Consider the following 24,925-nt stretch of genomic DNA (forward strand, 5'->3'; position numbering starts at 1 on the left):
CTATGCGCCCGATTTGAATCCCGTCGAGGGCGTCTGGTCCCTGCTGCGGCGCGGGCCTCTGGCCAACGCCGCCTTCGCCGATGCCGACGAGCTCAGCCGAACCCTCCGCCGCGGCCTGCGACAGCTTCAATACCGACCCGACCTCATCGATGGCTGCCTCGCCGGGACCGGTCTTGCGATCACCGGTCACCACCCGACCCCACACCGAAAACCTCAGTAACCAGCGCCTCTCGGCTCCGATGTGAACGGACAGCGGCCGACGTTCAGGAACCGACGCCGCAATGCCCGCCGAAACGACTGGTCCCCAGTCCCCGGGCGCGGTCACGAGATCGACGCCAAGGTCGGCCGCCACCTGGTCCAAGGCAGCGGCCAGGCTGCCGGCGGCGGCCAGGTCGGGATAGAGATCGGAGTCCACGGTCAAATTGTGCCTTCACTGCGCCCTGACAAAGAACAGCAATCGACGAACGAAGTGTCGCCGAGCGCCGAAGCGTACGGGGCCAACTGTCACCCTTCCTGTCCGGCGTTCGCTGCTTGGGGAGTGCGACTGGCCACCAGTGGGGACCGTGAGTGGAGAATCCCTGGCCGGACACGGGGAGAAGATCTTGGCTACCGTTCAGACCTAGGCTGGCATCAACACGGACAGATCTCCTGAACGACGCCGCCCTGGGCTCGCCGATGTCCGCCTCGACGGGCAGCGAGAACTCCGCACCTTGGCAGGCGGCATGCGGCGCGACAGCGCTGCCATCCTGACGGCCCTTACCACCACGCATACTTCGGGCGCAGTCGAGGGCAACGTGACCCGTATCAAGCTGCTGAAAGGACAGATGTACGGCCGGGCCAACTTCGACCTGTTGCGGCGCCGCATCCTGCTCTCCCCGTGATCAACGAGCACGTACTCCCAAATCTGCGACAGAGCCCAGAATTGAGCCAGAACCACTACTGGTGAATAAAGCCAATCGGTTCAAACTCCAAGGCCAGGAGCAGGGTTGGAGCAGCGAGAACCTCTCCACAGCGGCTAAAACCCTTCGCGTCCTGTTCGGATGGCTCGGCAACGCGGCCCCGATCCCCGAGCAGGACATCAGGCTCCTCAACGAAGTCGGGCTGCGGACCCGCAGGGCGCTGCGATTCTTGGCCGACAACAGCCTGGTCATCCCCGATACCACGCGCCAGAGCGAGCCTCGTGAACACGCCTCGAACCGCATCATCGCCAGCCTGCCGTCCAGCATCGTTCCAGAGATCGAAGAGTGGGTCGTGCTGCTGCGAAGGGAAGACCGCGACGGCCGGCCCCACGCCCGCTACGCCACGATCAGGAACTACCTCACCTATGCCCACCCCGCCCTGGTCGAGTGGGGGCGACGCTACCGGACACTGCGCGAGGTGACCCCGGCCGACGTCGACGCCGCAATCGAAGCTCAAGCGGGCGAGGCGGCACGCCACATGGGGATCGCGCTACGCAGTATCTTCCGCACGCTCAAGCGCAACAAGTCCATCTTTCGCGACCCCACCCGCGGCATCGTCGTGCCTCACGGCCCCACACGGCCGCCGCGCACGCTCCCCAGCGAGATGGTCGCCGGGCTCATCGACCGCGCGACCGGAGCCGCTGATCGCCTGGCCGTGGCTCTCGTCGCGATCCACGCGGTCGGCCAACGCGAACTCACCCGCATCCTCGTGGACGACCTGTCAGTAAGCCGGAGCCGCCTACTCATCAGGCGTCGCTACGGGCTGCGCGTCATCCACCTCGACGAGGTCACCGTCAGCCTCCTCGACCAGTGGCTCCGCGAGCGATACCGTCGCTGGCCCGCAACGCGCAACCCGCACCTGCTCATCAGCCAGCAGATCGCCGCGGAGACCGGACCCGTCAACGCCTTCTACCTATGGCAGAAATTCAAGCCGCTGGGCATCAACCTCACCCAGCTGCGACGCGATCGCATCGTCGACGAAGCCCGTGTCACCGTCGATCCAGTCCACCTTATGCGCGTGTTCGGCATCACCGCCGACACTGCGCTGACCTACATCTATGCCGCCCATCCGGATAAGCGCCCCGACCGGCTTCGCTGACAGCAACGGCCCCGGGCCTACGACCTGCTGCGCATGTTCGGACGCGACGGCCGCCCATCGTCGTGGGAAGCCGCGTTCGCGGAGTACGGGCGGATCGCCAAGACGAAGCACCCGCTGCGGGTGGTCGACCCTGTGAACGACGCCTACTACCAGCAGATGACCCGGGAAAAGCTACGCCGGGCGATCACAGCGGCTGCCAGGCGCCGTGGCACCAGTCGAGGCCGACGAAGTACTCAATCATCGGCCAGAGCCATGAGGAATCGAGTCTCTGCGTCGTCCCGCCCCGCACACATTCTGGGTACCGCGATGAGGGCGGCCAGAGCTCGGCACCAACCCAGCACACGACGAGGAGACATGCCAGGAACCAGCCCCGCCAGCTCCTCGACCCTCTGCTCCAGCACGGCTGGATCTGCAACCCCTTCAAGCACCCAGTCCACAGCGTCGAAGTCCGGGTCGCCCCACGTCGGCCTCGGATCAATTGCCACCATGCGGGCGCCCGGACCAGACAGCACGTTGGCCGGATGGAGATCACCATGCACGAGTCCCACGGGCCCATTGCCCGCGAGTTCCAGGGCAGCCGATCGCGCCTGCCGAAGCACCTTAGAGGCAGTCGGATCGTTCACCTCGCCCGCTGCCAGCCTGCGGTCGGTCAAGTCAAACACGAAGTCGACGCGGTGTGAGAGAAGCCGCAGTACCGAGTGCCCACCCGGCGCGGCAGCAGAGGCCCGCAGGTCCCGCAGCAGCGCCGCGACCTCGGCCAAATTCCATGCACGCTGGCTCACCTGAACTCCCGGCTGCACGTCCTCCAGCAGCAGGGCCCCGACGGCCAGATCCTGCGCCAGCAGCGTGACAACCGAGGGCGTCTTCGCCCAGGCCCGCAGAGCTTCGGCTTCCTCCCGGGCAATCTCTGGCTCCGGCGTGAGTTTCAGCCACGCCGAGGCGCCGGTGTCCCGCGTGAAGCAGCGGAACACCCGCGAGGTGCCTCCTCCGCCTGCCGCGACAAGCGTCAGATCCCAGCGGGAAGCGAGTTCGTCCACGAGAGCCGGCAACCCATCACACCAGGCCAGCACGTCAGCTCCGAACCGAACGACGAGCCGGTCCCGAACCTCTGGCGCGACGCAGACCAACTCTCTCAACTTATCTCCCGCGGGTAGTAGATGCAGTCTTCGCGCATCCTAAGACCACGGTCCGTGCACGTCTCACAACATTTCAATCGTCACAGAGCGTGAAGAGTAGTCTCGTCGAACAGCCACACAGCCCCCAGGATTATCGACGGTTACCAGTTGACCGCCGCCACAAGCCCAGAGGAACCCACCGCAGACTCGACTACTCTGCAGAACCTGACGCGCGTGTTTCTCGCTCACACCGTCCAAGATTCCGCGAACCCGCGCGGGGGCCGCGGCGACCACGTCAATTGAGACGTGGGATGCGGGGTCTCGGTTGATCCGGCCCTGCGAGAGAAGAAGCCGATCGTCTCTGAATCGGTCTGGTCCGACGTTACGCGTCGCGGCTGGCTTCCTGAGCCACGCGTTCCAGCTGGCTGCGATAGCCCTCCCACCATGCCGAGTCGCCCGGCGGCATGCTGGTGTTGCCCTCGTTCATCCCCACGGCACCGTCGAGGAGTTCCCTGACGATGTCGGCGTGCCCGGCGTGCCGGTGAATGTCGGCGATCACGCGCACCACAGCGTGATGCAGCGTCACCTCATCCTTGCCGTCCGGCCACCACGGCACCCTGCCGATCGTGTCCAGGGCCAGCGCGTCGATCGTCGCGTCCGCGTGCGCCCACGCCTGGCGGTAATGCTCCACGATGTACTTGCGTGACTCATCGGCAGTGGCCCACATGTGGGCGTTGGGTTCGGAGCCGGCTCCGAACCAGGGTCCCGGTTCGCCGGAGGGCCGTCCGAACGTGTCACCCAGGTATCCCAGTTCAGCGCAGGTGGCGTGTTTGACCAGGCCCAGGAGGTTAGTACCGGTCGGCGTCAGCGGACGGCGGATGTCGTACTCCGAGAGTCCTTCGAGCTTCCACAGCAGTGCATCGCGGGCGGTCTGCAGATAAAAGTGAAGGTCAGTCTTGGGATCCGATGCGGTCATGGGGTCAGTCTGCCGCCCGCGCGATCTTTGTCCACCGCTTTTGTCCACCGCTCGCGGTGGACCAGATCACCCACCTGAGATGGGAAGCCGCCGCCGATGGTCATCCTTCACTGGCACGAATCTGCAAGTGGTCACCCTTGGCTGACACAGAAGGCCATCAGTCATCCGTCGATGGCAATCGATCACCACTCACTGGCAGGTCACCGGTGTCCTCTGACAGATGATCTTGACCGATTGCCAAGCGACTTGGGTGCGGATCCTCTGAAGTGAAGGCCAGTGGCCGTCGTTGAAGTGGGCAGCGGTGAGGAGGCCATGTGTGCTTTTGTCGCTCAGCAAGAGCTCGCTTGCGAATGGGCACTGAGCCTGCCAGGGTCCCGACGTGACCGTACTTCTGGGAGACAAGAACAGGTTCGCTGCCGAGGTCGGGGCGTGGGACAACGCGTTGCGCCGGGTGGATCTGTGGGCTGCAGGTAAGTGGCTGACCTGCGACGACAACTCGGTTTTCGTCGGGCAGTTCCGCCAGGACGTGCTGGACACGGCCGCCTGGATGCGTTCTGGGCAAGGCTCTCCACTGCCGTTCGACGGCCTGTCCCCGCAAGCCACGCACCGGCGCCTCATGCGCCGTGCCGGGGCTGACGACGAGACCGAAGCCGACTTCGCGCTTCGCAGCCAGTTCCGCTTCCTGAACTGGGGGCCCACAACTGACAACGTGACAGCTCACCTCTTCCGCGACGCGAACCGCTTGGCACTCACTCTTCAGTTCTGGCGCGAGGAACATCTGATCAAGCATCCGGAGCATGCGGGCGAGGTCTTCGTGGCGGAGATCCCGACCATGGAGTTCGTTGGGATCCTTGAGGGTCTTGTGGCTGTGCTCGATGACGGCCAGAGTCCAGCGGGCCCGTGATCGACTCACTCTGTCGCTGGGCTTCGAGCTGATTAGGGCTGTGCTCGGGGCTGCTCGTCCCTACCGTGGTGGTGGAGGTGGGTCGCCATGGCGTCTTTACCGGAAGAGCTGCAGGTGCGGGAAGCCGCTGCTCGGCAGCGAGTAGAGGACCTCCAGGCTGAGGCCGCCGAGTTGGCCCTTCGATTGGAGACGGCGCGGAAGGATCTGTCGCGGTTGGAGATCACGCGGGAGACCGTCACGCAGGTACTGGCGGAACTGTCGGCCGCGGAGGTCGAACCGGACGTTCCTGCGGGCGATATGCCGGAGGCGAACGAGACGTCGGTGCCTCATGGCGTCGGGGTGATGATGGTGCCGCCGTGGCGGGAGGGTCTGGTCGTGGCGGTGTTGCCGGATGTCTACCGGGACATCGTGGAGATCATCGCTGATGCGCCGGGCCCGGTGCAGGCCAAGCAGATCGTGCCGCGGATCGGTCTGCCGACGACGACCGGGAAGATTGAGGGCACCCGGGGAAAACTCAAGCGGCTGGTTGAGCGCGGCTGGCTGGACGAGGACACGCCTGGACAGTTCACCCTCGCCCGGCAAGGTCCGGGCCGGGACCGGGGCAACTCCTGGTGACCAAGGGGCTCTTCTCCGTGAATTCGTAGGTGCCAACCAGAACGAATCACGACCGAAGAAGAGCCCTCGATGGAACCGTACGACGCCTTACCCGACCCTGATCCGTACTCCGCCTCCCGCGATGCCTTCGAACGCCTCATCTCGACACTGGCCGACGGCCCGGCAGTGAACATGCCGCATGACGAACTGGAAGCCCAGCTCGAACAGTTGGGACGCGAACTGCTGCGGCAATTGATGCAGAACCACCTCGATCAGCGAGCCAGGAAGGAGGAGGACACCGTGCGAGCGGACGGACAGCGGCCGCTGGTACTCGGTCCGGAAGGACAGCCGCGGACCTGGCGGGAGATCGGCCACTGCCGCCTACTGACCTGCGTGTTCGGACCGGTTCGGGTGACCCGGATCGCCCACCGCGGCCGAGGCGTTGCCAACGTGCACCCGGCGGACGAGAATTTGTCGCTGCCCGCCGGCCGACACTCACGAGGACTGGCCCGCCTCGCGGTCCTGGAAGCCGTCCGCGGCTCATACGACCAGGCCACCGCCGCGATCGAACGGCGATGCGGCAAAGTGCTCGGCAAGCGCCGCCTCAAAGAGCTGGTGGTCGCCTCGGCCGTCGATATCGCCGCCTACTACACGGCAAAGATCCCCACCCCGTGCACCCGCGAAATGCCTCTGATCATCCAGATCGACGGCAAGGGTGTGGTCATGCGCCCCGAAGCCCTGCGCGAAGCCACCCGCCGAGCCGCGGCCAAGAGTGCGGCGGCCGGGCGACGCGGACGCCTGGCCCCGGGCGAGAAACCGAATCGCAAACGGATGGCGACGGTGGCCTGCGTCTTCGACACCACTCCCGCCCCGCGCCGGCCACATGACATCGTCCACCCACCCGGCGGCCGCAGCGAAACCCGGCCGCCACGGCCGGGCCCGAAAGCGGTACGGAAATGGTGCACCGCCTCCGTGATCCGCTCTCCGGAGCAGGTCATCGCCGACGCCTTCGCCCAGGCCGAGGCTCGCGACCCGCAGCATCTGCGGAACTGGATCGTGCTCGTCGACGGCGCCCGCCACCAACTCGACCTGATCCACGCCGAAGCCGTCCAACACAGCATCCACCCTCACGTCCTGCTCGACTTCGTGCACGTCGCCGAATACTGCTGGACGGCCGCGCACGCCTTCCACCCACCCGGCAGCCGCGAGGCCGAGACCTGGGCCGCGGACAAACTCACCTCGATCCTTGCCGGACATGCGGACCGCGCCGCCACCGGGATGACCGCCCAGGCCACAGCGGAACAACTCCCCGCCGCCCGCCGCGAAGCAGTCGCCACCTGCCACCGCTACCTCACCGGCCACCTCGACCAACTCCACTACGACACCGCCCTCGCGGCCGGCTGGCCGATCGCCACCGGAGCCGTCGAAGGCGCCTGCCGCCGCCTGATCGCCGACCGCCTCGACATCACCGGCGCCCGCTGGGGACTCGACGGCGCCGAAGCCGTCCTCTAACTCCGCGCACTGATCACGAACGGAGACTTCGAGGACTACTGGCGCTTCCATGCCCGCCGCGAGCACCAGCGTCTCTACCCCCCTGGCCAGCAAGAATACGACCTCACCGCCTGACGTCAGCCCAGGCATCGGCCGGGCCGCACTGTCCCTGAATATCCGTCGCGGCTGCGGAGCCGCACCACCTACGCTCCCTCACATGCGCAGCGTCTTCGTGTTCCCCACCGGTGAGCAAGCCCAGACCGTCGCCTGCCTTGATCAGCACCTGCCTCAGCAACGGAGCCCTTGGACGCTGAACGGCGACCTCTACATCGACATCGACGAAGAGGCGACCGGATACCTCTTTTCTGACTGGGATCCCGAGGACGTCGCGATACTCGAGGCGGTCGTCGGACACCGACCCGGCTGGGCAGTGCAGATCGATGTTTCCGGACGGATCGACGGCACCGCCGAGGTTCACCAACTGAGCGCCCTCTTGCTCGAGCATGGAGGCGTGGCGATCGACGACTACTCCGCTCACCCCTGGACACTGGACGAAATCCACTCCGGAGCCGTAATCGAGGGTCTGCGTTTCTTCGACCTCCGCACTTACTACGAACTGCACCGACACTGACAGCTCAGTCTTGCTCACCCGTCAGCAAGTGGCGCTGCCCTTCGCCAGGACATTCCCTCGACAGGAACTGCACCCATTCGCTTTCGCTGTACCTCATGGCCTCGATAGCCGGACCCAGGTCATCTGGCAGTGCTGACCCGCCCCGGCATTGTCAGGGCTGCTTCCACCTTCCCCGGCGTTCCCCGGATCGGGCTGCCCTCATCTTCAATCAGGCCGCTGCGACGGCCCGTTGGGGGAGGTCTTTCACCCCCCTCGGTCAAGCAGCGCCTCGTGGCGCACGTCGCCGTGATCGAAGACGTATTCGAACTCTGTGCCCGGCTCGAGGACGTCGGCGATGCGCACGTGGTCGGCGTCGAGTTCTACGGCGGGGTTGTCGATGTCGGCGTAGCGGTGTTCGGTGGCGCGTTTCCCGATCGCGGGGAAGGTGAACTCGTGCAGGTGGCTGCGGTCCCAGCGGGCGAACGCGTCGTCGATGGCCTCGGCCAGGGCGTGCAGCGTATGCCGGGTGGAGACGGCGAAGATGCGGCCCGGCCGTGGCCACAGCTCACCGGCCATTCCGCCGCCCAGCAGCTCCACCCGGACACTCCACCACTGACCGCCTGCCATTCAACGAGTGTGGCGCACCCCACCGCACTTGCGCCGGAAAACGAGTAGGTAGTACCCGAGAGCGAGGATCAACGGGCTCGTACGCGGACCGCCGGGGTGGTGCGGGTCCTGTACCCGCGCGCTGTGTACGACGGCCGCGCAGCTCTTGGGCGTTAGTGAGGCGTTAGCGGTCGGCGACCGGACGGTAGCGGCTGCGGGCAGAGTCGTAGTCGTCACCGGGAAACACCAACGCCGACCGCTTCAAGGGGACCCGCCATGCGCTCCACCACTGCTCGTATCGTCAGCCGCCGCAACCTGCGGATCGCCGCCGCGACCCTGACGGCGGTGGCCGGGCTGTCTCTGACGGCCTGCTCCGGCTCGGACACCGACGCGGCGAGCGCCGCGAAGCCCTCCAACGTCTCCTCGTCCTCGCCGTCTTCCCCGTCCCCGTCCTCGGACGGTGGCGCGAAGGGTGGCGCGAAGGCGGAGGGCGGCTCGGCCTCCGGCGGCGCGCAGGCCAGCAACGCCAAGGCCGGCTCGAATGAGGGCAGCACGGCGGAGGAGGCCGCGAACGGTGGCGGCGACAAGAGCGGTTACGGGCAGTCCTGCGGCACCAACGATGTGAGCTTCACGCTCACGTCCAAGTCACAGGCCGGCGGCTACTACCTGGTCACGGTCAAGGCCAAGTCCGGCATCACCTGCTATCTGGACGTCAACACCCCGAATGTGTCCTTCGGTTCCGGTGCGGACGGCGTGGCGTCCCCGGTGGGGCAGGGCGGCGAGGACCCGATCAAGCTCTCCGGCTCGACGGTCGCCTATACCGGGATCAGCCCCAAGTCCACCGACAGCGACGGCGGCACCGAGTTCGGGAGCGTCATCGTCGCTCTGAGCGAGGACGACGCCGACCCGGCCGAGCTGCAGCTGCCCGAGCCCGCGGTCGTCGACCAGCCCATCGTCACCAACTGGTCGACCAACAGCGCCGAGACCGTGCCGGTCATCGCCTGAGCGACAACGCGGCGAACGTCGTCCGGCAGGCCGTCGTCCGAGGCCGGCTCGGTGGTGGCGGCCTCTGCGAGCTGCAGGGCCAGGTCCTGCTGTTGCTGGGTGAACTGGCGGCAGACCTCTCGGTCGTTCAGCACGGGGTCCACTGCGGTGTTCAGGCCCAGCGGGGGGACCCCTCGACCACTTCGCCGGCCTGCTCGGACTCGCCGCGAACCGAGTAACGAGTGAGCCGGCCTGGTCGGTGATCGGGCGGCAGATCGCCTACCGTGCCCGGCCCGGGCCTGACCTCAAGTCTGGCCGTCACTCGCGGTCGGAGCGTCGCAGGGGCCTGCGTTCAGGCCCTGGCGGGCGCGGCGGCGGTTGTCTCTTGAGCCGCGTCATGCGTTCGCGATGCCGGAAGAAGTCCCGGTACACGTCTCGCCGGTGCTCCGATTCCTGCGGCAGGAGCGAGGGCAACGCCCCGGCAAGCAGGAGTCCGACCGAGAACCACCACGGGGCTCCCGCGAGCGTGGCCGTGCCGACGACGATCCCGCCTCCTGCTACAGCGGCGGCTCGCACGACGTGGCTGGCGCGGCGCCGGCTCATCGCCCCGCCTCCAGCCCTGCATCTGCGCCGACCGGCCGATACGGGGGTGGAGTGGCAGAAGAAGTCTCATGGAACACGACGGTCTCCAAAAGGTCGGCGTAATCCGTCTGTTGACGGGCTGCGCCGACTTTGAAGGAAGCGAGGGTTAGCCCCGCAAGTCCTGCCGGCCCGGGCTCGCGTGGTCTGCCTCACACGTCCCAACATGCAGCCGCTGGCGGTGCGCTGTTGCCGACACGGTCTCCCCGGTGGCTGTCGCGCTCTACGATGAGGATCTGACCGGGAGGCCGTGATGGATAAGCCCGTTGAGCCTGAGGAGATCAAGCCGCGGCCCGACTATCCGCCGAAGACACCGCCGCCGCCGAAGAAGCCGCCGAGCCCGCCGCCGCCCGACCCGCCCCGCAGCGACCTCCTTCCCGGCCTGCCTGTTCCGCAGCGGGCAGGGCGTGCCGGGCATCCCGTGATGAAAAACCGCCGCGGTACGTCGTGGATGCTGGAATCCGCGGCCTGGACGCCGGCCAAAGCAGCCCGGCAGGTGACGGCGCAGCTGGCCGATTGGGGGTTCACCGCCCCCGGCACGCTCGAGGCGGTGGTGCAGCTGTTGACCGGCTCGGTCGTTGCGGACGGCGGCCGCCGTGTCAGCATCCACCTGTCCGAACAGGACCGTATGGCACTCGTCCTGTGCCTCAGCCACCAGCAGGCCCAGGCCCCGGAGACGCCAGAGGTCCTGACCGCGCTGCGTGATCTGGGCACTGCCAGCTGCGGCACCGAGATGACGGCCGAAGGACGGCAGGTGTGGGCCCTGGTACCCCTCCAGGCCGCCACCGCCGCGCAGAGTGGCACCCGCGCCTCGGCGGTTTCCGACTAAACGGCGGTGACCCGCCGTGTCACTGGTCGACGGGCTGCGAAGCCCGCACACTCCGCTACGCCGGTTCCTGGACCGCGAACTCTCAGCAGGCGCCCGGCCGTTGCGCAGCAGCTTCCGCGCCCAGCACCGCGCTGATCACGTCCTGCTCCCGCCGCCCGGTGTCGGCACAGAGGCCGGAACCGTCGGCACGGTGATCGACCAGCGGCTGCGGCTGGCCTTCACCGCGGCCGCGCCCGTCGACGACGCCTCCCTGGCCGGGATCGAACTCACCGGCCGCATCGGCGGCCGCGGGCAGGGCCTGCGGATGCGGTCGGTCGGCAACGAACTGGCGGCACGCCTGGCCGAGACGGTGCACTGCCTGGACCTCGACAACCGGGGCCTGCCGATCGACCGGGGCCAGGACGAAGAGGAGCTCTTGGCCCGCATGCTGATCGCCGCGGCCTGGTACCAGGTTCTCGCCCGTACACCGATCGGGTTCGCCTACACCCCGCTCGCCAAGACCGCCATCGAGGACCCCAGCGCCTTCTCGCTCACCCGGCTGCTGCAGCTCCCGCACCCCGACCTGGTAGTCGACGTCACCGCCCAGCTCAACAAGGCCGCCCACGGCCCCCTTCAGGCGCTGCGCGCCCGCACCGGACCCGAAGACTGCATCGGCGGGCCGACGTTCGCCAGCTCCCGCATCACGGCCGACGCCGACATCGTCATCGACGGCCTGCTGCTCGACTTCAAAAGCGCCCGCCGACCGCTGACGGAGATGTCGCAGCGCACCGCGTGGCAGCTGACCGGCTACCTGCTCCTCGATGCCGCCGACCGGTACCGGATCGACACCGTCGGCCTCTACCTGACCCGCTCCGGGGCCCTCGTCTCCTGGCCCGTCGACGACTTCCTCGCCCTGCTGGGAGCCTGCCGCCGCGACCTCCCCGACCTGCGCCACGTGTTCAGTGAACTGCTCACCGGATGCCGAGGCCGCGCCGACGCCCGGCACGCCGGCACCCGCAGGGAGACCGAGCGTATCCGGCAGCTGCTGGAACACCTGGCGCCGGTGGCCGGGACGGGCTGCTGCCCCGTCTGCACCCAGCCCCTACCAGAAACCACCCGTCGGCCCCGCAAGTTCTGCACCGCCTGGTGCCGCGACCGGGACAAGGTCCTCCGGCGCCGCGGACTGATGCCCGGCAGCCCCCGTCCCCTTCTCCCCGCGCCGCGCACGGAGGCCACAGTCACATCCCGAAACCGACCTACGTAGCCCCGCGGTTCCGGAGTTGTGCGGAGATGATGCTCCCGCGGACTCCGCACCGGGCCCCTGCGCGGGGCGACCGGCCGGCGGCAGATGCCTCCGCAGCCGTTGCAGAGCGCCCCGAACCACTGCGTTGCCCTCGGCTCAGGCATCCGGGTCGTTGTCTGCCATCTTCTCGTCCAGTACCCGGAGCAGGGCGTGCATGTTGAGCATGGCCGGCAGGACGTACTCCTTGCGCAGGGAGGCATACGACGCTTCGTGGCATACGGCATGACGGTTGTGCCGGCCCTGCACGAGTTGGCTCTTCTTGAACACGTGCGACATGGGCCGGGTCACCAGATGCGCGGCCAGATCGAAGATTCCCACCCGGCGCTCAGGCATCGGAATGTTGCTGATCACGAACTGTACGGTGGAGCCGGGGCCGGTGCTTCCGTGGATCGGCTGGTTGTTGTGGTCACGGACGCCATTGAATTCCTGGCGGTACCAGGCGATGCCGTGCTCTTCCATCGCCGAGTACAGAACGTTCGTGGCCAGCGCGAGAGCCCCTTCCCACAGGCTGGCACGCGCGCACTCGATCGCGCGCATCCCAAGTCGCACCAGGTCCTGCAGTGGCGCCTCGACGACCTCCTGCAGTCCGTCGTTCAGTTCATCGAGCAGGTCGTCCTGGTGCTGCAGCAGGTAGGCGTAGCGGCCCTCCCGGTCGTCTTTCGAGAGAAGCCCGCGCAGATGCTCGGTGCCGGGGGCCCACATGAGGCCGATCCCGTCTTCGGTGGTGATGTCGATGAGCCGGGACCACTCGCTGCCGGTGAAGCCCTGCAGATTGGCCGGCAGCAGGAGGTCCGCCAGCTCTTCCGCCCGGCGTGGAAGACCGGGCGCCAAAGGCACGGTGAAACCGTCGGGCCAGCCCGGCCACCGGAGCGAATCAGTGAGGCCGCTAAGAGGCGAGACGAAGGAGCCACGGAACTGGTCGAACGCGCCCGCCTTCCACACACCCCCGTAGATCTCGGCTCCCGCACCGGACGTCACAGCAGCCAAATAGTCGAACTTGCTCCCGCCCTGCGCAGCGTTCAGGCCCAGCACACCCGATCGATGCTTGCCGGAGAAGGATCCGCCAAAGACAGACCCCGACTTCATGGAGTCGAGCACGCCAACGGAAACCAACGACCGCGACCCAAGAACAGGAGGGACGATGCTGCGCCCGTAGAACTGCAAGACGCTGTCGAAGACACCGGACTTCGCCACGACCGAACTGCCGATGCTGCGTCCGTACTGCTTCGTTAGGCTGTCGAAAACACCGGACTTGACCGTAAAAGGACTACTGAAGTCCTTCAATAGCGGTGGCAGTCCCAGCAACTCGTAGGTGGACGGTTGAGTCCGCTTCTTGTCACCCATACCGACATCATTCCGGAACCTGCTGACAGCCCAGCCCGCGCTGGGCACGCTGGCGGCCGTACTGGCGCAAGAACGCGTCCAGCGCAGCGAGCTGGACGCTGTCGTGCGTGCCTGGCGTGCCCGGCACCGGGAACCATAGACGCCACGCCACCCGATATCAGGCGGCCGGTCCACCCGAGCCGGTGCGGCGCGGCGAGCGGGTCAGTCCAGCACGCCGAGATCGGTGTCCGGCCGGCAGTGCGGGCACGCTTCGACCCGCTCGCCCAGGGCCTGGCGGGCCTGCTCCTGCGTGACTCCCCGCACGCGCGGGGGTTTCGGTGCCATGACGCAGTGCCCCGCGTGCACGTACACCGGCAGCCGCCCCTGCCCGATGCTCTGCTCGATGAGCCAGTCCGGGACCGGCGGCCGGTGCGCCGCGGCGAAGGCCCGTTCCGACTCGCGCCGCTCCTCATCCTCGATCCACCGGCGCGTGCGCGCGAGATCGCCCTCCTGGACGCGCTCCAGAAAGCGCAGCAGGTCGAGACGGGTAAGCAGTGGATCGGACACGCGTTCGATTCTATGCTCATAGTGCACACACTCAGCAGACGAGCCCCATCAGGAGTGACCTCCGACAGAGGATCTTGCTGGTTTGCCAAGTGATCTTGACCGGCGGGTCTGGTCTCACGATCCCCGCGTCGTCAGAGCTCCAGTCGCTGCTTGCGGGGAGTGGGTGCGTCGGACGGTCAGGCGTACAGGTAACGGTCCACCAGGCGCAGCAGCGCCTGGGCGTTGAGTAGCGCTGCGAAGGCAAACTCACTGCGGTAGGAATCAGAGGAAGCCTTGTGCGAGCCCAGATGCCTGTTAAGCGTGTGCTGGCGGTCGACACCACTAAAAACGTTCTTCATCGCGTTGACCAATAGGTAGGGCCCGAGCATGCGCAGCTGGACTGCTCCCGAGAAGGTGCCGTGGGCTCCGGCGATCATCTTGTGGCTCCCGACCGGATGGGGCGGGAACGATGCCGGAGGGAAGTAGCTGCGCATCCAGGCGTGGCCGTGGGCGCGCATGACTGTGTCCAGGACGTTGGCCAGCAGCGCCTGCGCCGCTGCATCGTAGCCATCGCGGATACAAGCGGCGGCCTGAAGCGTGAGTTCCTGTAGGTCGAGCAGGTCGGGGTGGTCGACCTCCTTAAGGCTGGCTTCGACGTCCTTCACCACCTCCGGGCGGTACTCCTCCAGGCAGCGCTGCCGGTCCTTGGAGTGGCGTAGCGCCAAGAGCTCCGCGACGATCTCAGCGCGCGGAGCCCAGGCCAGGCAGGTGCCGTCCTTAGCGCTGATGCGCAGTAGCCACATCCACAGCCCGGCGTCGACACCGCGCAGATTGTCGGGGAGCCACTCCCGGAACGTCCCGAGCAGCGAGTCGAAACTGCTGAACAGGTCCTCGGTGAAGACGCTGTTGATCGTGCCGGCGATCTGGTGCAGCGAGGACTGGAACGAGTCCGCCATCGACCGTTGTTGAGCGGCCATTGCGGCCAACGTGTCCAGCGCGGTTTTTACGCCCGGCGGTGGGCCTGCTGCGACGTGCATCGTGTTCAGCCACGACCGTTGTTGAGCGGCCATCGCGGCCAACGTGTCCAGCGCGGTTTTTACGCCCGGCGGTGGGCCTGCTGCGACGTGCATCGTGTTCAGCCACGACCGTTGTTGAGTGACCATCGCGGCCAACCCCGCTGTCGCGATAGAGGCGTTGTTCCACGCCGTCGCGTCCAGCACTGGACTCCGCAGCGCGTGATTGATGTCGGCCATTTGCGCTCGCATGGGCCCCAGCGGGTCGGTCTTAAGGAGTGGGCGAATGAACGGCCGTACACCGCTGGTGGCCTCGGCTTCGGCGTCGTCCGGCTCTACGTCTTCATCACTGTCCTGCTGCTCCGGGTCTTCCATGACATCAGCATCCTCTGGCCCACCGACACAGGGCCCGTGATTCTTCGGGCCGCCTCCCAGCGGCGCACGCCGCTGATCGACCGCCGTGCCGACACCCGGCTGAGGGACCAGACGTGGCAGCATGGCGCCCGTTCGACCGCATCGGTCAATATCGCCTGGCAAACGGTCAAGATCATCTGACTGAGGGCACCGGGAGGCGGCATGGACGACCCGCTCATCCGCCTCCACATCGATGCGGCCGGACTGGACGGAGCGCCGTCGCGCTGGCCGCCGTCCTCGGTCAGCCGCGAGCGCCTGGCGCCGCCGCACTCCGTGTCCTGCTCGAAGTGCGGCACGATGTCGGTTACGACGTCTCAGCTCGACGTCGGACAGGCTTCTCATTTCGACGCCGCTGTTGGGTAGTCCCCGGGGCGGAACACGGAGTGCTTCCTATAGGTGGCATCGAATGAGAACGCCCAGCGCGCTGAGGTGAGACGTCCCACCATGTCGTCCGGCACGCTCTGCGGCTCCGGCTTCTTCCAGGACTACAGCCTGAGCGGCACCCCGATGTACAAGGCCGTCGACCCGGGCAGGAGCGGATCCTGAGAGATCCCAACTAGGCAGTGCGTCATGGGATGTTGGGGCAGACTGTTGATGTGCCCGACAAGTATTCACCTCGCACGCCTGAAGAGTGGCTCATCGTCGATACGCTGCTGCGTGACGCTATGTCCCAGGCCGACGCTCTACCGAGCCCTTCGACAGTGAGGGCTGCGCTGGGCGATGTCGCGAAAGGTGAGCTGCTGTCGTCATCGCCCATTGATGAGGTGCTATATGACGGCGGCCAAGGTGCAGCGCTGCTCTACGAGTTCGACGCCACTTTGATGCGCGCCCTGAACGAGGCCCGAGCTAGCGCAGGTACCCCGAAGGACGACCTGCCGGTGCGCAAGCCCGCCGCGGACAACCTCACCCGCTCCGGGCTGCCGCGTCGAGTGCCAAGGGCAAACCTTGAGGCGGGCACCGCCCACCGGGCGCCCGAGGACGCGCGCGGTCGGCTGACCAATCTCCGTCGAGGCATCCAGCTGGGCCGCAGTGTCGAGAGTGCCAATGAGGCGCTGAAGCGCAGTGCCGAACCCGAGATCGTCAACGAGATCCTTGCGGGCGGCGCCGTCGCGGCCTCCTTCACTGCCGCGGCCAGCGTCGCCAAGGCGAAAATCGAAGCCACCACGCAGCGCCGCAAGAACGACCTCGACGCGGAGACGGAGCGGCTCAGGATCGCGTCGGAAGAACGCGTCGCCGGCATTCAGGCCATGAGGGCGCAGGCCGAGGTGGAGGGCATCGAACTCGACGACGCGTGAGCAACGCCTCCGTCGCCGCGATCGCCGCAGTCACCACCCAGGCCGCGACCATGTTCGCCATCCCCGCCGACCGCACCGCCGACGTGGCAACGACCCCGTCCAGGTGAGCGAGCACCCCCGCCTGTCACAGCATGTGCCGGTCCAGCGGCTAGTTGGCGAAGAGTGCCAGATAGGCCACTCAGTCTCACCCGCGCGCGAACGCGCGGGACGGGGGAGAGGGTGAGCGGGTGGAGCACCCGGTCGAAGGGCCCTGGCGCAGCAGGTTCCGGCCCTGTCCGAAGGGCCGGGGCGGTGGTGCGAGCCGAAGTTATGGACAGGGTTGCAACTTGTCCGTTGTCCGCGTGCGCTTGCCCGAGAAGTTCGTTTCAGTGGTTCTCGGCGAACAGGAGACTCGGTTCGAAGTCTTCGGGCGGCTGATTAGCGCGCCTCTGTTCCCTCCGCACCCTGGCCCTCGATCCGCGCTGTTTCTGCTGACGCGGTGACTGTTGCTTGGGTGCGGGCGCGGCTTCCAAGAAGGCAGCTGAGCGCCGCGATGGCCGCGGCGACTGCGGCGATGAGGAGCAGGAGGCGGTGGTCCACGAGTGTGAGCAGGCCCGCTCCTGCAGCGAGTGCGATCGCGTTGGGGGCGTAAAGGAGGGTGTTGGCGGTGGCTGCAACCCTGCCCAGGAGATGGTCGGGGGACTCACGCTGGACGGCGGTCAGGGCTGCGATCAGCACGCAGGGCAAGCCCGCCCCGATCATTGCGCTGGCAAGCAGGACAACCGGCATGGAAGGGGTCACGCGCAGGGCGACACCCAGCGCGAACAGGAAAATTCCGGCTGCGGCGAAGACTCGTTCGGGCATCCGCCGCAGCAGCGTGCCGGCGATCAGTCCGATGACTACGGAGCCGACGCCCTGCACGGCGTAGAGCACCCCCACGAAGGCCGGCGGACGATGTAGACCTGAGTCGACCACGGCGTACACCGACGCCGCATTCAACCCGGCCATACCCATGGTCGCGGCCCCGGCCAGAACCAGGCGCCACAGCACTGGGTGACGTCGCAGATAGCGCATCCCCTCGGCGGCCTGGACGCTGAACTTCTGGTGGCCCGTCGAGCGGGGCGCGGGCTCAGACACGCGGATGAGGGCGAAGGCTATAGCGGCGAGAACGAAGGTGACCGCGTCCAGCAGGGCCACTGCTCTGCCGCCCAAGCGCACGAACAAGAGCGCCCCCAGAAGCGGGGCAACCAGTTTCATGCTCTCATTCACCGTCATCCGCAGGCCGTTGAAGTCACCGCGTAACGACTTCGGTACCGCTGCCGCCACCAGAGCGGACTCCGCCGCATCCATCAGCACCGAGCTGACGCCGTACACCGTCAGCACGGCGAACAAAATCCAGATCTGCTCGCTGGAGTGGACGCTGAGGAGCGGCAGCAGCGCCACGGCCATGCCGAGGTTGCTCCAGATCAGCAACGGCCGCCGGTGCACACGGTCGGCCAGTGTGCCGATCAGCGGGCCGAACAGGATGGGCGCCCATACGCAGAAGGTCGTCAGGGCGGCCAGGCTGTCCGACCCGGTCAGTGACTTGGTCCACACACCGGCCGCCAGGCTCATGGCGGAGTTTCCGAAGACCGAGACGATCACCCCACTGAGGTAGATCACTACGTTGCGGTCGCGTAAGACCCGCACTCCGCTCCAGCCCATCCGTCCGTCCCTTCACCGCCATGGAGATCCAGGCGTCTCCCGCCCGGCGTGCGCAAGGCATTCTGCCCGCAGCACAAGGGGTGGGGGCAGGCCCCGCTTGTTACGAGGGCATCAGTCGCAACAGCCTGCGTGTCTGTTCTCGGGGCTGAATCGCCGTGCGCGGACCTCATGCGCTGCTGCCCCTGTGGGAAGGCAGCGGGCGGACCGTGGAGGGTTGTTGGCGCAGCGCCTCATTCTCGGTCGCGAGTTGGCGGATGGCGTCGGCATACATCTCGACCGTGCGACGCAGCTCTGCGTTCTCCCGGCGTAGCCGCCGTACAGCACGTTCCTCGCGGGTTCGGCTGCCGTCGTGGCGGCCTCAAGGGGCCGGGCGGGGATCCGGGGGTGGAAGTAGCTGATGATGAGGTTTCGGTAGTGGCGGTGGAAGGTGGCGTGTGGGATGCCGAGGTGGCGTTCGACCGCGGTGACGGTGGGCCGTCTGTCGCGGGCGGCCTGAACTCGCGCATGAAGGGTGTGGCCTCGCGCGGCCACAGCGGCTCCCGGCGGGTGAAGTGGACCCGCCATCCCGTGCTCGACATGGAGCTGGACACTATCGGCGGACAGCTCAACAGCGCATAACCGAAACTGGACGGCGATAGGGGCGTGATCTGGCGGCGCGAGACCGTCCGCATCCAGACCCGCTCAGGCCGGGACGCCACCGCGCAGTGGCTCGACGTCGCCACGGCCGCCATGGAGCTCCCGCCCGGCACCGTGATCGACGGCGTTATGTGACCTGTACGGGTGCCTCAGACCCAAGGTGTCTCAGGCGGTGCACCTCCGTAGACGAGACGCGTTCGCCTGCGATGGCTCGGGGAGCCGAGGAAGGCAATAGGGGCCGTGTGGCCGTCGGCACGGCGCGGATAGCCTGCGCGAATGAAGCGGATTCAGCGGGTCGCCGGCGCGGTCGTCGGCTCAGCGGTGGGCGACGCCCTGGGCGGCCCCTTCGAGTTTGGCCCCCCAGGAGCGTTCTCCGCGCGGTTTCCCGCGCCCGGTGCCGGTGGCGAGATGTGCGGAGGCGGTGGCTGGGACCCCGGCGAGGCCACTGACGACACGCAGATGGCCGTCCTGGTCGCGGAGTCCCTGCTGGAGCGCGGCGGACTGGATCTGCCGGACATCTTCGCCCGCTTCCAGCGGTGGGCGGCATCAGAACCGAAGGACATCGGCTTGCAGACCGAAGACGTCCTGACCAACGGCATGCCCTGGGACCTCGCCGCCGCAATTCATTTCCAGGTCAACCAACGAGCAGCGGGAAACGGCTCCTTGATGCGGGCATCTACCTCCGCGGTTCACTTCGCATCCGCCGGCCGGGAAGCCACCATGGACGCGGCCCACCGCATCGCCGCTCTCACCCATGGTGACCGCGCGGCCTGGGAAGGCACCGCGATCTTCCACGAACTCATCCGCCTCACGTTCGAGGAAACCGACCCCCTCGCCGCACTCCCAGACATCCTGGCTCTTGTCCACCCCGACCACCGCGGCCGCTACGCCACCGTCCTCGCGCCCGACTGGCACCCCGATCAGGCGACCGAGTTCAACGGCGCCGTCTGGCCCTGCCTGGGTTCCGCCGTCTGGGCCCTGCGCACCACCACCAGCTTCGAAGACGCGATACGCGCGGCGATCGACCTCGGCGGTGACACGGACACCGTCGCCGCGGTGACCGGAGGCATCGCGGGGGCGTACTACGGGCTGGATGCAATCCCCGCCCGCTGGACCCAGCCGCTCCATGTCCCCCTCCCAGGCTTCGACGGACGGGTGCTGCGCCTGACAGACCTGCTCCACCTCGCAGAACGCCTCGCGGAAGAGCCACGATGAGACGGGCACGGCAGCCCACATAAACGGCGAACTGGTCATCTGGCGCGACGGGAGAACCGACTTCGGCACCGTGCGCTCCCGTGCTTCGGCGCGCGGCCGGCGCCTGGCCGACCTCGTCCACCGCTACCCCGCCAGCTACGCCGCGTTCGACTGCCTCGCGGTCGATGGCAGGGACCTGCGCGGACGCTCGTACCTGGACAGACGCGCCGCGCTCCTGGACGTCCTGGAGCCGCTCGGCCCGCCCTTGCAGGCCGTGCCTGCGACGGACGACATCGAGGTGGCGCGCGTCACGGTGACGGTTGTTGTGCACACCCGGCCGCGCGTCTGTTTGCCGCCGGGAGTGCAGGGCAGCCGAAAGTTAGTGCTTGGGACGACAGGCGCATCGCGGGAGCGGTCTCTCCGGATGCATGCCTGGTCTTGTTGCTGCTCGCCGCGGTCCCCCCACCGTCAGCAGCGTTGAAAGGCCCCCACTCATGACTTGCCTGACCCGCCGCCCGCATGATGACGCTCCCGACACCGCCGTGGCGTTCGCCCGGCTTGCCGCCACCCCCCACGGCTGCCCTGAACGGCAGGTGCTGGTGGAGGAGTTGGTGGAGGCGTGGCTGCCGATGGCGCACCGGATCGCAACGAAGTTCCGTGACCGCGGCGAACCGCTGGAAGACCTCAAGCAGGTCGCCGCGATGGGCCTGGTCAAGGCCGTGGAACGCTACCAGCCGGAGCAGGGCGCCTTCGAGGCCTACGCGGTTCCCACCATCACCGGGGAGGTGCGCCGCCACTTCCGTGACCACGGCTGGGATGTGCGGGTCCCGCGCCGGGTGCAGGACCTGCGCAACAAGGTTCGCACCGCACGCCGGGATCTCATGGACCAGCCCGGCCGCACCGCCGAGGCGACCGAGGAAGAGGTCGCCGCCCAGGCGGGCCTGACCTTGGAGGAGGTCCGGGACGGCCTGGAGGCCCTGGAGGCCTACAACGCACTGTCCCTGGAGAAGGAGACCACTGCCGCCGGCAACGGCTTCAGCCTCGCCGACACCCTCGGCACGATAGAGAGCGACTACCAGCGGATCGAGGAACGCGAAGCCGCCAAGGACGGCCTGCGCGCCCTCCCGGAACGCGAGCGCACCATCCTTTACCTGCGCTACTTCGAAGACCGCACCCAGCAGGACATCGCCCACCAGCTCGGCATCTCCCAGATGCACGTCTCCCGCCTCATCACCCGCAGCTGCGCCCAGGTCCGCGACCACGCCCTGGGTGCTGCGGCATAGCGTTACGGTCCGCGCCCGCGGGGCCTGGACGAGGGATGCAGGCGGAGCGGTTGTCTGTACGGCCAGGGCCTGCTGGCATGGGTTGGAGGGGTGGGGTGGAGGCACTCATCGGGGTAGGCCGGCGGTGGTTCCCGGCCCCGTGTCGGCTCAGGCGCCCTGGGTTCAGCAGTGTGCCCAGGGCGTCGCGCAGTCGCCCCCGTGGCTGTGCCCGGCGAGCCGAACGACCTGACGCAGGCACCCCCAGCCTCCCCCTTCTCTCGGACGCCTGTCGAAGTCCCGTATGGGGGTGGCCGGTGTCGCGGAGCAGGCGAGCGACGCTCACCGCTCGAGGCCCGTGCATTCGCGGGCGGGGGCGATGTCACGGCGGGCAGCAGCTGTCCTCGGTCTTGGCGGGGGAGGGCTACGGCCAGCTGGAGCCGCATAGCCGACTACGCGGCTCCAGCCCTGGCCCTGCGGGCGTGAAGGGGGCGGGGATACTCCCGCACCGCCTCGCCTTCACACGGGAGAGCCCTGCGCGCGGGCCCGAGCCGGGGGTCCGGGCTCGCGTGCACCCCAGGTTGCCGCTGTCGTGTCCGCGGCCGTAATCCGGGACCCACAGCGTCTCACCGCCCAGGGCGATGTGTCTGCCCGATGGCCTCTGACCCATGGCGGTCACGCTGGCCTGTGCCACCGGCCACAGCCGCGCCGAGACGGCGCGCGCCGTCTCGGCTGCCACCCCATACGCCCCGGGCCGCCCCACGCTGCGCCGCGCGCCGGTCGACGTGGAGGTGCGGGCGTCCTGGGTAGATGAACGGTGATAGGAAGCAGATACCCCTGTCCTCCCCAGACCCGGAGGCAAGAGTCGATGACCCGTGTATCGCAGCAGACTGCCGCCGAGAAACCGGCCAAGACCAACACCGACACCGAGGTCGAGGCGAGGGTGGCGGCCCTGGAGAGGGAAGTCGCGCAGCTGCGCCAGGCGGTCGACGCGCACGGGGACGTCGGTCAGGCGATCGGCGTCATCGTGACCGTCGCCCACGTGCCGCCCGCCCGGGCGTGGGAGGTGCTGCGGGAGGTCTCCCAGCGCACCAACACGCGGGTGCGTCAGGTCGCCGGCCTGCTCACCGCGTGGGCCTACACCGGCGTGCTGCCTGATGAGGTGCGCACGGAGTTCTACCGTCGGCTGCAGCTGTGCCGGGCGGAGTCGTCGGCAGAGGCGGGCGAGGCGTCTGACTGAGCCCCAGGCGGGTCCGGACGGGGGGCCGTTCGTGGGGCTCACCTGTGCCGGGGGAGCGCAGCCTTGCGGGTGACCGGTCGGTACTTCGCGTCCCGGGAAGGCGTTGGTCGGGGGCCGGCGGTGGCGGCCTTCTGCCGCGTGGCCGGTAAAGCCGGTGGAGCCGGGCGGGGCCTGTTCGTGGTCAACGTGCTTGCCGATCCGTACGGTTACGATCTGCTCGGCCCCGAACGGGCGCCCTGGGGCAAGCGGGTGTGGGCTCGGCTGGCCGCGAAGGGCGAGCCAGGGTGACAGCCGTCCGCTCCCGTGCCCACTGGTAGACCCCGCAGGCCTGCGTCCCCCGTCGCGGGCCTGCGGCCTACCGGGCGTGTACCGGATTGCGGGCGGCTCTGACACAGGGCCGGCCGCCCCGATACCGAGGAGGCCACTTGGCCACACCGGACGCCTCGTCTTCGACCCTGACGAACAAGCAGCCCTGCGCGCCGACGCCCGGGGCCACGCGCTCACTGACCCCGGCGTCGCCTACGCCCTCGAGCTTCTCGCCGCCTGGACGTGGTCCTCAGCGTGATCGCCGCCCTCCCCACCGTCGGCATCCCGACGAAGCACGGCAGCGCCCGCCAGTACGCGATGGGCCCGGTGCGGCCTGAGCAGCTGCGCCAACTCCTCTGATCCGCTGAAGTTGTCACTCCTGAAACTCCTGAGGAAGGTTGCACCGACGCCGTGGCAGAGGCTGGGCGGGGAGGAGAGCGCGTGCTCGCCCTCGGCCCGGGCCACCGAAGACCGGGCGGCCGGCAGCGTCTCACCCGGCACTGCTGAGGCTTGTGCGGCGCTGCAGCAGAGATGGTTTCGAAAGTTGTTAGAGCCTGTTTCTCTACCCCAATGCCGCAGGTCAGCGACTACACCGGGCGCACCGCCGACTTTCGCTCCGTTCGGCGAAGCCACGAATCCACGCTTCGCCGAACGCAAGGTCCGAGGCGAGCGGCACGCAGGAGGCAAGAGCTGTGGGAGTCAAGTTGTACATGCGCAACTTGCCCTGGACTCCTGCCACTACCAGTACAGCGCTTCTCTGCCTCGCCGGACAACGCGGAAGTAGAGAAACAGGCTCTAAGCTTGTTCTTTATGGTCTGAGCCGCCTGAAAGCGTGCGACAAGGCCAATCCAGCCCCTGAGTAGGGTTGTGGCCATGGCCAAGGGAATGGGGCGACAGCCCAAGGTGGATCTGGGCAGCGGCGTCGAGGACGCGACGATGCTCATCCTGGAGTGGCTCGGCGAGCAGGGTGTAGGTGCCATGATCCGGGTCGACGCGGAGCGGATGCGTGACGGTCAGCCGGCGTGGACATTCGCAGCCTCTGGTGAGCCCCTGGATGGTGGGATGAGGGCTGATGGGGCCTCGGCCGCCGAGTGTATGGGCAGGGCATTGCTTGGGTTGCGAGAAGCCGGGCTGGTCGTTCCCTTTTGAAGCGTGTTCAGCGTCTGCGCTGGTCGCGTTCGGTGATGCTTTCGGGGCGTCTGGTGGTCTTGCCGACGTCATAGCGGGTGGCGGGGTGCCGGTTCTTCGAGCCGAGCGGCCTGCCGGGGCCGGGCTGGTTGGGTTTTGGCGCACGGGCCGGGCAGGGGTGGTGGTCGCGCGGACGTTGCGAAACCCTCGCCGCACTCGTGCGGGGGGCGAGGCCTGGCCGGTCGTTCCCAGAGGCGGCGGAGGTCTTCGGCGAGGGGCCGGACGAGGCAGAGCGCGGCAATGACGGGCCTGGTCCACAGGTCGGGAGTGCCGACGGGAGTGCGGTCGACGTACTGCAGGCGGCCGGCGGAGGCACCGCGGCGGGTGAGCCGCTGCTGCAGCCGTTCGAAGGCCAGAGGCCTGCGGTGTCCCACACGGTCAGCTCGCCGCCCAGCGCGCTCTCCTCGGGCAGCTGCACGGACCTCGCCGTGATCTCCGGAATCGCCGGTGTCGTCTCGGTGCCGCGCCGTGAGCGCAGCCTGTGAAGGGCACTGTGTCGGCGGGTTGTTGCCGTGGGTAGCAGTGGGGCGGGTGGGGCGAGGCTGGTGGCTGAATCTGGACTGCCTGCTCTGCTGTCGTTCGTGGCAACAACTCGTGTGGTGTGCACGTGGTTTGGGGTGGGGGTAGTGGTGAGGTCTGGGGGTTGTGTGGGGTCTTCGGGTTTGGCGTGTTCTGGCGGACGGGTGGTGACGGGCAGTCACTGCAGCGGGTGTCGGGTGGGGCGTCTGGGGGTCTTTCCG

Annotated in this window: 26 protein-coding genes and 3 pseudogenes; 21 read left to right on the top strand and 8 right to left on the bottom strand. The window is 67.9% G+C overall.

The features are described from left to right. The 3 genes and pseudogenes from ACIREE_RS38715 to ACIREE_RS38725 all read left to right on the top strand — a co-directional run. Positions 1–220: pseudogene (locus ACIREE_RS38715) on the top strand (IS630 family transposase); the annotation flags it as partial. A 409-nt stretch (positions 221–629) separates the two neighbouring features. After that, a complete protein-coding gene (locus ACIREE_RS38720) occupies positions 630–881 on the top strand; it encodes a transposase (RefSeq protein WP_404163586.1) in 252 nt (83 codons plus the stop codon). Between the two features lie 61 nt (positions 882–942). Further along, positions 943–2,058 (top strand): hypothetical protein, encoded by a 1,116-nt coding sequence (locus tag ACIREE_RS38725; protein ID WP_404163456.1) that lies wholly within the window; start codon positions 943–945, stop codon positions 2,056–2,058. A gap of 233 nt (positions 2,059–2,291) precedes the next feature. On the opposite strand, the gene ACIREE_RS38730 is transcribed toward ACIREE_RS38725, so the two are convergent. Continuing rightward, positions 2,292–3,095 carry an aminoglycoside phosphotransferase family protein gene (locus ACIREE_RS38730; protein WP_404163460.1) on the bottom strand — a complete coding sequence of 268 codons (804 nt, stop codon included), beginning with the start codon at positions 3,093–3,095 and terminating at the stop codon, positions 2,292–2,294. Between the two features lie 460 nt (positions 3,096–3,555). Then, positions 3,556–4,149: a DinB family protein gene (locus ACIREE_RS38735; protein ID WP_404163463.1), complete on the bottom strand. Its 594-nt coding sequence runs from the start codon at positions 4,147–4,149 to the stop codon at positions 3,556–3,558. 379 nt (positions 4,150–4,528) lie between these two features. Between ACIREE_RS38735 and ACIREE_RS38740 the strand changes: the two genes are divergently transcribed. The 4 genes and pseudogenes from ACIREE_RS38740 to ACIREE_RS38755 all read left to right on the top strand — a co-directional run bounded on the left by ACIREE_RS38740 (position 4,529) and on the right by ACIREE_RS38755 (position 7,769). Continuing rightward, complete coding sequence (locus ACIREE_RS38740; protein ID WP_404163466.1) at positions 4,529–5,053, top strand: hypothetical protein; 525 nt, start codon at positions 4,529–4,531, stop codon at positions 5,051–5,053. Between the two features lie 87 nt (positions 5,054–5,140). After that, complete coding sequence (locus tag ACIREE_RS38745; RefSeq protein WP_404163468.1) at positions 5,141–5,668, top strand: hypothetical protein; 528 nt, start codon at positions 5,141–5,143, stop codon at positions 5,666–5,668. A gap of 69 nt (positions 5,669–5,737) precedes the next feature. Beyond that, positions 5,738–7,273: pseudogene (locus tag ACIREE_RS38750) on the top strand (ISKra4 family transposase). 82 nt (positions 7,274–7,355) lie between these two features. After that, positions 7,356–7,769, top strand: a complete 414-nt coding sequence (locus ACIREE_RS38755; RefSeq protein ID WP_404163471.1) for a hypothetical protein — start codon at positions 7,356–7,358, stop codon at positions 7,767–7,769. Between the two features lie 243 nt (positions 7,770–8,012). On the opposite strand, the gene ACIREE_RS38760 is transcribed toward ACIREE_RS38755, so the two are convergent. Then, positions 8,013–8,375, bottom strand: a complete 363-nt coding sequence (locus ACIREE_RS38760) for a hypothetical protein (RefSeq protein ID WP_404163473.1) — start codon at positions 8,373–8,375, stop codon at positions 8,013–8,015. A gap of 255 nt (positions 8,376–8,630) precedes the next feature. Between ACIREE_RS38760 and ACIREE_RS38765 the strand changes: the two genes are divergently transcribed. From ACIREE_RS38765 to ACIREE_RS38775, 3 genes are all read left to right on the top strand, one after another. Continuing rightward, on the top strand, positions 8,631–9,359 hold the full coding sequence (locus ACIREE_RS38765; RefSeq protein WP_404163476.1) for a hypothetical protein: 729 nt from the start codon (positions 8,631–8,633) through the stop codon (positions 9,357–9,359). Positions 9,360–10,230: 871 nt separating this feature from the next. Continuing rightward, positions 10,231–10,806, top strand: a complete 576-nt coding sequence (locus ACIREE_RS38770; protein ID WP_404163479.1) for a hypothetical protein — start codon at positions 10,231–10,233, stop codon at positions 10,804–10,806. Between the two features lie 16 nt (positions 10,807–10,822). Next, positions 10,823–12,049 (top strand): hypothetical protein, encoded by a 1,227-nt coding sequence (locus tag ACIREE_RS38775; RefSeq protein ID WP_404163481.1) that lies wholly within the window; start codon positions 10,823–10,825, stop codon positions 12,047–12,049. A gap of 135 nt (positions 12,050–12,184) precedes the next feature. Here the strand turns inward: ACIREE_RS38775 and ACIREE_RS38780 are convergent, their stop codons facing one another. The 3 genes from ACIREE_RS38780 to ACIREE_RS38790 all read right to left on the bottom strand — a co-directional run bounded on the left by ACIREE_RS38780 (position 12,185) and on the right by ACIREE_RS38790 (position 15,210). Further along, positions 12,185–13,432, bottom strand: a complete 1,248-nt coding sequence (locus tag ACIREE_RS38780) for a hypothetical protein (protein ID WP_404163484.1) — start codon at positions 13,430–13,432, stop codon at positions 12,185–12,187. A gap of 201 nt (positions 13,433–13,633) precedes the next feature. Further along, a complete protein-coding gene (locus ACIREE_RS38785; protein WP_404163487.1) occupies positions 13,634–13,978 on the bottom strand; it encodes a DUF6233 domain-containing protein in 345 nt (114 codons plus the stop codon). 176 nt (positions 13,979–14,154) lie between these two features. After that, positions 14,155–15,210, bottom strand: coding sequence for a hypothetical protein (locus ACIREE_RS38790; protein WP_404163488.1), 1,056 nt, complete (start codon positions 15,208–15,210; stop codon positions 14,155–14,157). On the opposite strand from ACIREE_RS38790, the gene ACIREE_RS38795 reads away from it, so the two are divergent. From ACIREE_RS38795 to ACIREE_RS38805, 3 genes are all read left to right on the top strand, one after another. After that, complete coding sequence (locus ACIREE_RS38795) at positions 15,193–15,525, top strand: hypothetical protein (RefSeq protein WP_404163492.1); 333 nt, start codon at positions 15,193–15,195, stop codon at positions 15,523–15,525. The genes ACIREE_RS38790 and ACIREE_RS38795 overlap by 18 nt on opposite strands. A gap of 21 nt (positions 15,526–15,546) precedes the next feature. Continuing rightward, a complete protein-coding gene (locus ACIREE_RS38800) occupies positions 15,547–15,747 on the top strand; it encodes a hypothetical protein (protein ID WP_404163495.1) in 201 nt (66 codons plus the stop codon). Positions 15,748–15,980: 233 nt separating this feature from the next. Then, positions 15,981–16,679, top strand: coding sequence for a hypothetical protein (locus ACIREE_RS38805; RefSeq protein ID WP_404163498.1), 699 nt, complete (start codon positions 15,981–15,983; stop codon positions 16,677–16,679). Positions 16,680–17,096: 417 nt separating this feature from the next. Here the strand turns inward: ACIREE_RS38805 and ACIREE_RS38810 are convergent, their stop codons facing one another. After that, complete coding sequence (locus tag ACIREE_RS38810; protein ID WP_404163501.1) at positions 17,097–18,362, bottom strand: MFS transporter; 1,266 nt, start codon at positions 18,360–18,362, stop codon at positions 17,097–17,099. A 384-nt stretch (positions 18,363–18,746) separates the two neighbouring features. On the opposite strand from ACIREE_RS38810, the gene ACIREE_RS38815 reads away from it, so the two are divergent. The 8 genes from ACIREE_RS38815 (at position 18,747) to ACIREE_RS38850 (ending at position 24,146) form a co-directional block, all read left to right on the top strand. After that, entirely contained in the window at positions 18,747–18,980 is a 234-nt protein-coding gene (locus ACIREE_RS38815) for a hypothetical protein (RefSeq protein WP_404163503.1), read from the top strand. A gap of 24 nt (positions 18,981–19,004) precedes the next feature. After that, positions 19,005–19,133, top strand: a complete 129-nt coding sequence (locus ACIREE_RS38820; RefSeq protein WP_404163505.1) for a hypothetical protein — start codon at positions 19,005–19,007, stop codon at positions 19,131–19,133. A gap of 141 nt (positions 19,134–19,274) precedes the next feature. Further along, positions 19,275–20,213, top strand: coding sequence for an ADP-ribosylglycohydrolase family protein (locus ACIREE_RS38825; protein ID WP_404163508.1), 939 nt, complete (start codon positions 19,275–19,277; stop codon positions 20,211–20,213). 37 nt (positions 20,214–20,250) lie between these two features. Then, positions 20,251–20,673, top strand: coding sequence for a hypothetical protein (locus tag ACIREE_RS38830; RefSeq protein WP_404163590.1), 423 nt, complete (start codon positions 20,251–20,253; stop codon positions 20,671–20,673). Positions 20,674–20,686: 13 nt separating this feature from the next. Beyond that, the gene (locus tag ACIREE_RS38835; protein ID WP_404163510.1) at positions 20,687–21,475 is read left to right on the top strand and encodes a SigB/SigF/SigG family RNA polymerase sigma factor; all 789 of its coding nucleotides are present in this window, start codon (positions 20,687–20,689) and stop codon (positions 21,473–21,475) included. Between the two features lie 844 nt (positions 21,476–22,319). Continuing rightward, the gene (locus ACIREE_RS38840) at positions 22,320–22,691 is read left to right on the top strand and encodes an ANTAR domain-containing protein (protein ID WP_404163513.1); all 372 of its coding nucleotides are present in this window, start codon (positions 22,320–22,322) and stop codon (positions 22,689–22,691) included. 138 nt (positions 22,692–22,829) lie between these two features. After that, positions 22,830–22,979 (top strand): hypothetical protein, encoded by a 150-nt coding sequence (locus ACIREE_RS38845; RefSeq protein ID WP_404163516.1) that lies wholly within the window; start codon positions 22,830–22,832, stop codon positions 22,977–22,979. 891 nt (positions 22,980–23,870) lie between these two features. Continuing rightward, positions 23,871–24,146 (top strand): hypothetical protein, encoded by a 276-nt coding sequence (locus tag ACIREE_RS38850; RefSeq protein WP_404163519.1) that lies wholly within the window; start codon positions 23,871–23,873, stop codon positions 24,144–24,146. Positions 24,147–24,153: 7 nt separating this feature from the next. Here ACIREE_RS38850 and ACIREE_RS38855 read toward each other — a convergent pair. Continuing rightward, positions 24,154–24,469: pseudogene (locus tag ACIREE_RS38855) on the bottom strand (transposase); the annotation flags it as partial. Positions 24,470–24,925 lie beyond the last annotated feature (456 nt).

It is taken from the genome of Streptomyces sp. NPDC102467 (assembly GCF_044765445.1).
Lineage (GTDB): Bacteria > Actinomycetota > Actinomycetes > Streptomycetales > Streptomycetaceae > Streptomyces.

What these genes read in the sequence shown, in the direction of transcription:
- ACIREE_RS38790 (WP_404163488.1), bottom strand. Translation starts at nt 15,210, where the DNA reads ATGGCCGACATCAATCACGCGCTGCGGAGTCCAGTGCTGGACGCGACG.
- ACIREE_RS38835 (WP_404163510.1), top strand. Translation starts at nt 20,687, where the DNA reads ATGACTTGCCTGACCCGCCGCCCGCATGATGACGCTCCCGACACCGCC.
- ACIREE_RS38755 (WP_404163471.1), top strand. Translation starts at nt 7,356, where the DNA reads ATGCGCAGCGTCTTCGTGTTCCCCACCGGTGAGCAAGCCCAGACCGTC.
- ACIREE_RS38850 (WP_404163519.1), top strand. Translation starts at nt 23,871, where the DNA reads ATGGCCAAGGGAATGGGGCGACAGCCCAAGGTGGATCTGGGCAGCGGC.
- ACIREE_RS38745 (WP_404163468.1), top strand. Translation starts at nt 5,141, where the DNA reads ATGGCGTCTTTACCGGAAGAGCTGCAGGTGCGGGAAGCCGCTGCTCGG.
- ACIREE_RS38770 (WP_404163479.1), top strand. Translation starts at nt 10,231, where the DNA reads ATGGATAAGCCCGTTGAGCCTGAGGAGATCAAGCCGCGGCCCGACTAT.
- ACIREE_RS38765 (WP_404163476.1), top strand. Translation starts at nt 8,631, where the DNA reads ATGCGCTCCACCACTGCTCGTATCGTCAGCCGCCGCAACCTGCGGATC.
- ACIREE_RS38760 (WP_404163473.1), bottom strand. Translation starts at nt 8,375, where the DNA reads ATGGCAGGCGGTCAGTGGTGGAGTGTCCGGGTGGAGCTGCTGGGCGGC.
- ACIREE_RS38840 (WP_404163513.1), top strand. Translation starts at nt 22,320, where the DNA reads ATGACCCGTGTATCGCAGCAGACTGCCGCCGAGAAACCGGCCAAGACC.
- ACIREE_RS38825 (WP_404163508.1), top strand. Translation starts at nt 19,275, where the DNA reads ATGAAGCGGATTCAGCGGGTCGCCGGCGCGGTCGTCGGCTCAGCGGTG.
- ACIREE_RS38810 (WP_404163501.1), bottom strand. Translation starts at nt 18,362, where the DNA reads ATGGGCTGGAGCGGAGTGCGGGTCTTACGCGACCGCAACGTAGTGATC.
- ACIREE_RS38780 (WP_404163484.1), bottom strand. Translation starts at nt 13,432, where the DNA reads ATGGGTGACAAGAAGCGGACTCAACCGTCCACCTACGAGTTGCTGGGA.
- ACIREE_RS38735 (WP_404163463.1), bottom strand. Translation starts at nt 4,149, where the DNA reads ATGACCGCATCGGATCCCAAGACTGACCTTCACTTTTATCTGCAGACC.
- ACIREE_RS38800 (WP_404163495.1), top strand. Translation starts at nt 15,547, where the DNA reads ATGGACGACCCGCTCATCCGCCTCCACATCGATGCGGCCGGACTGGAC.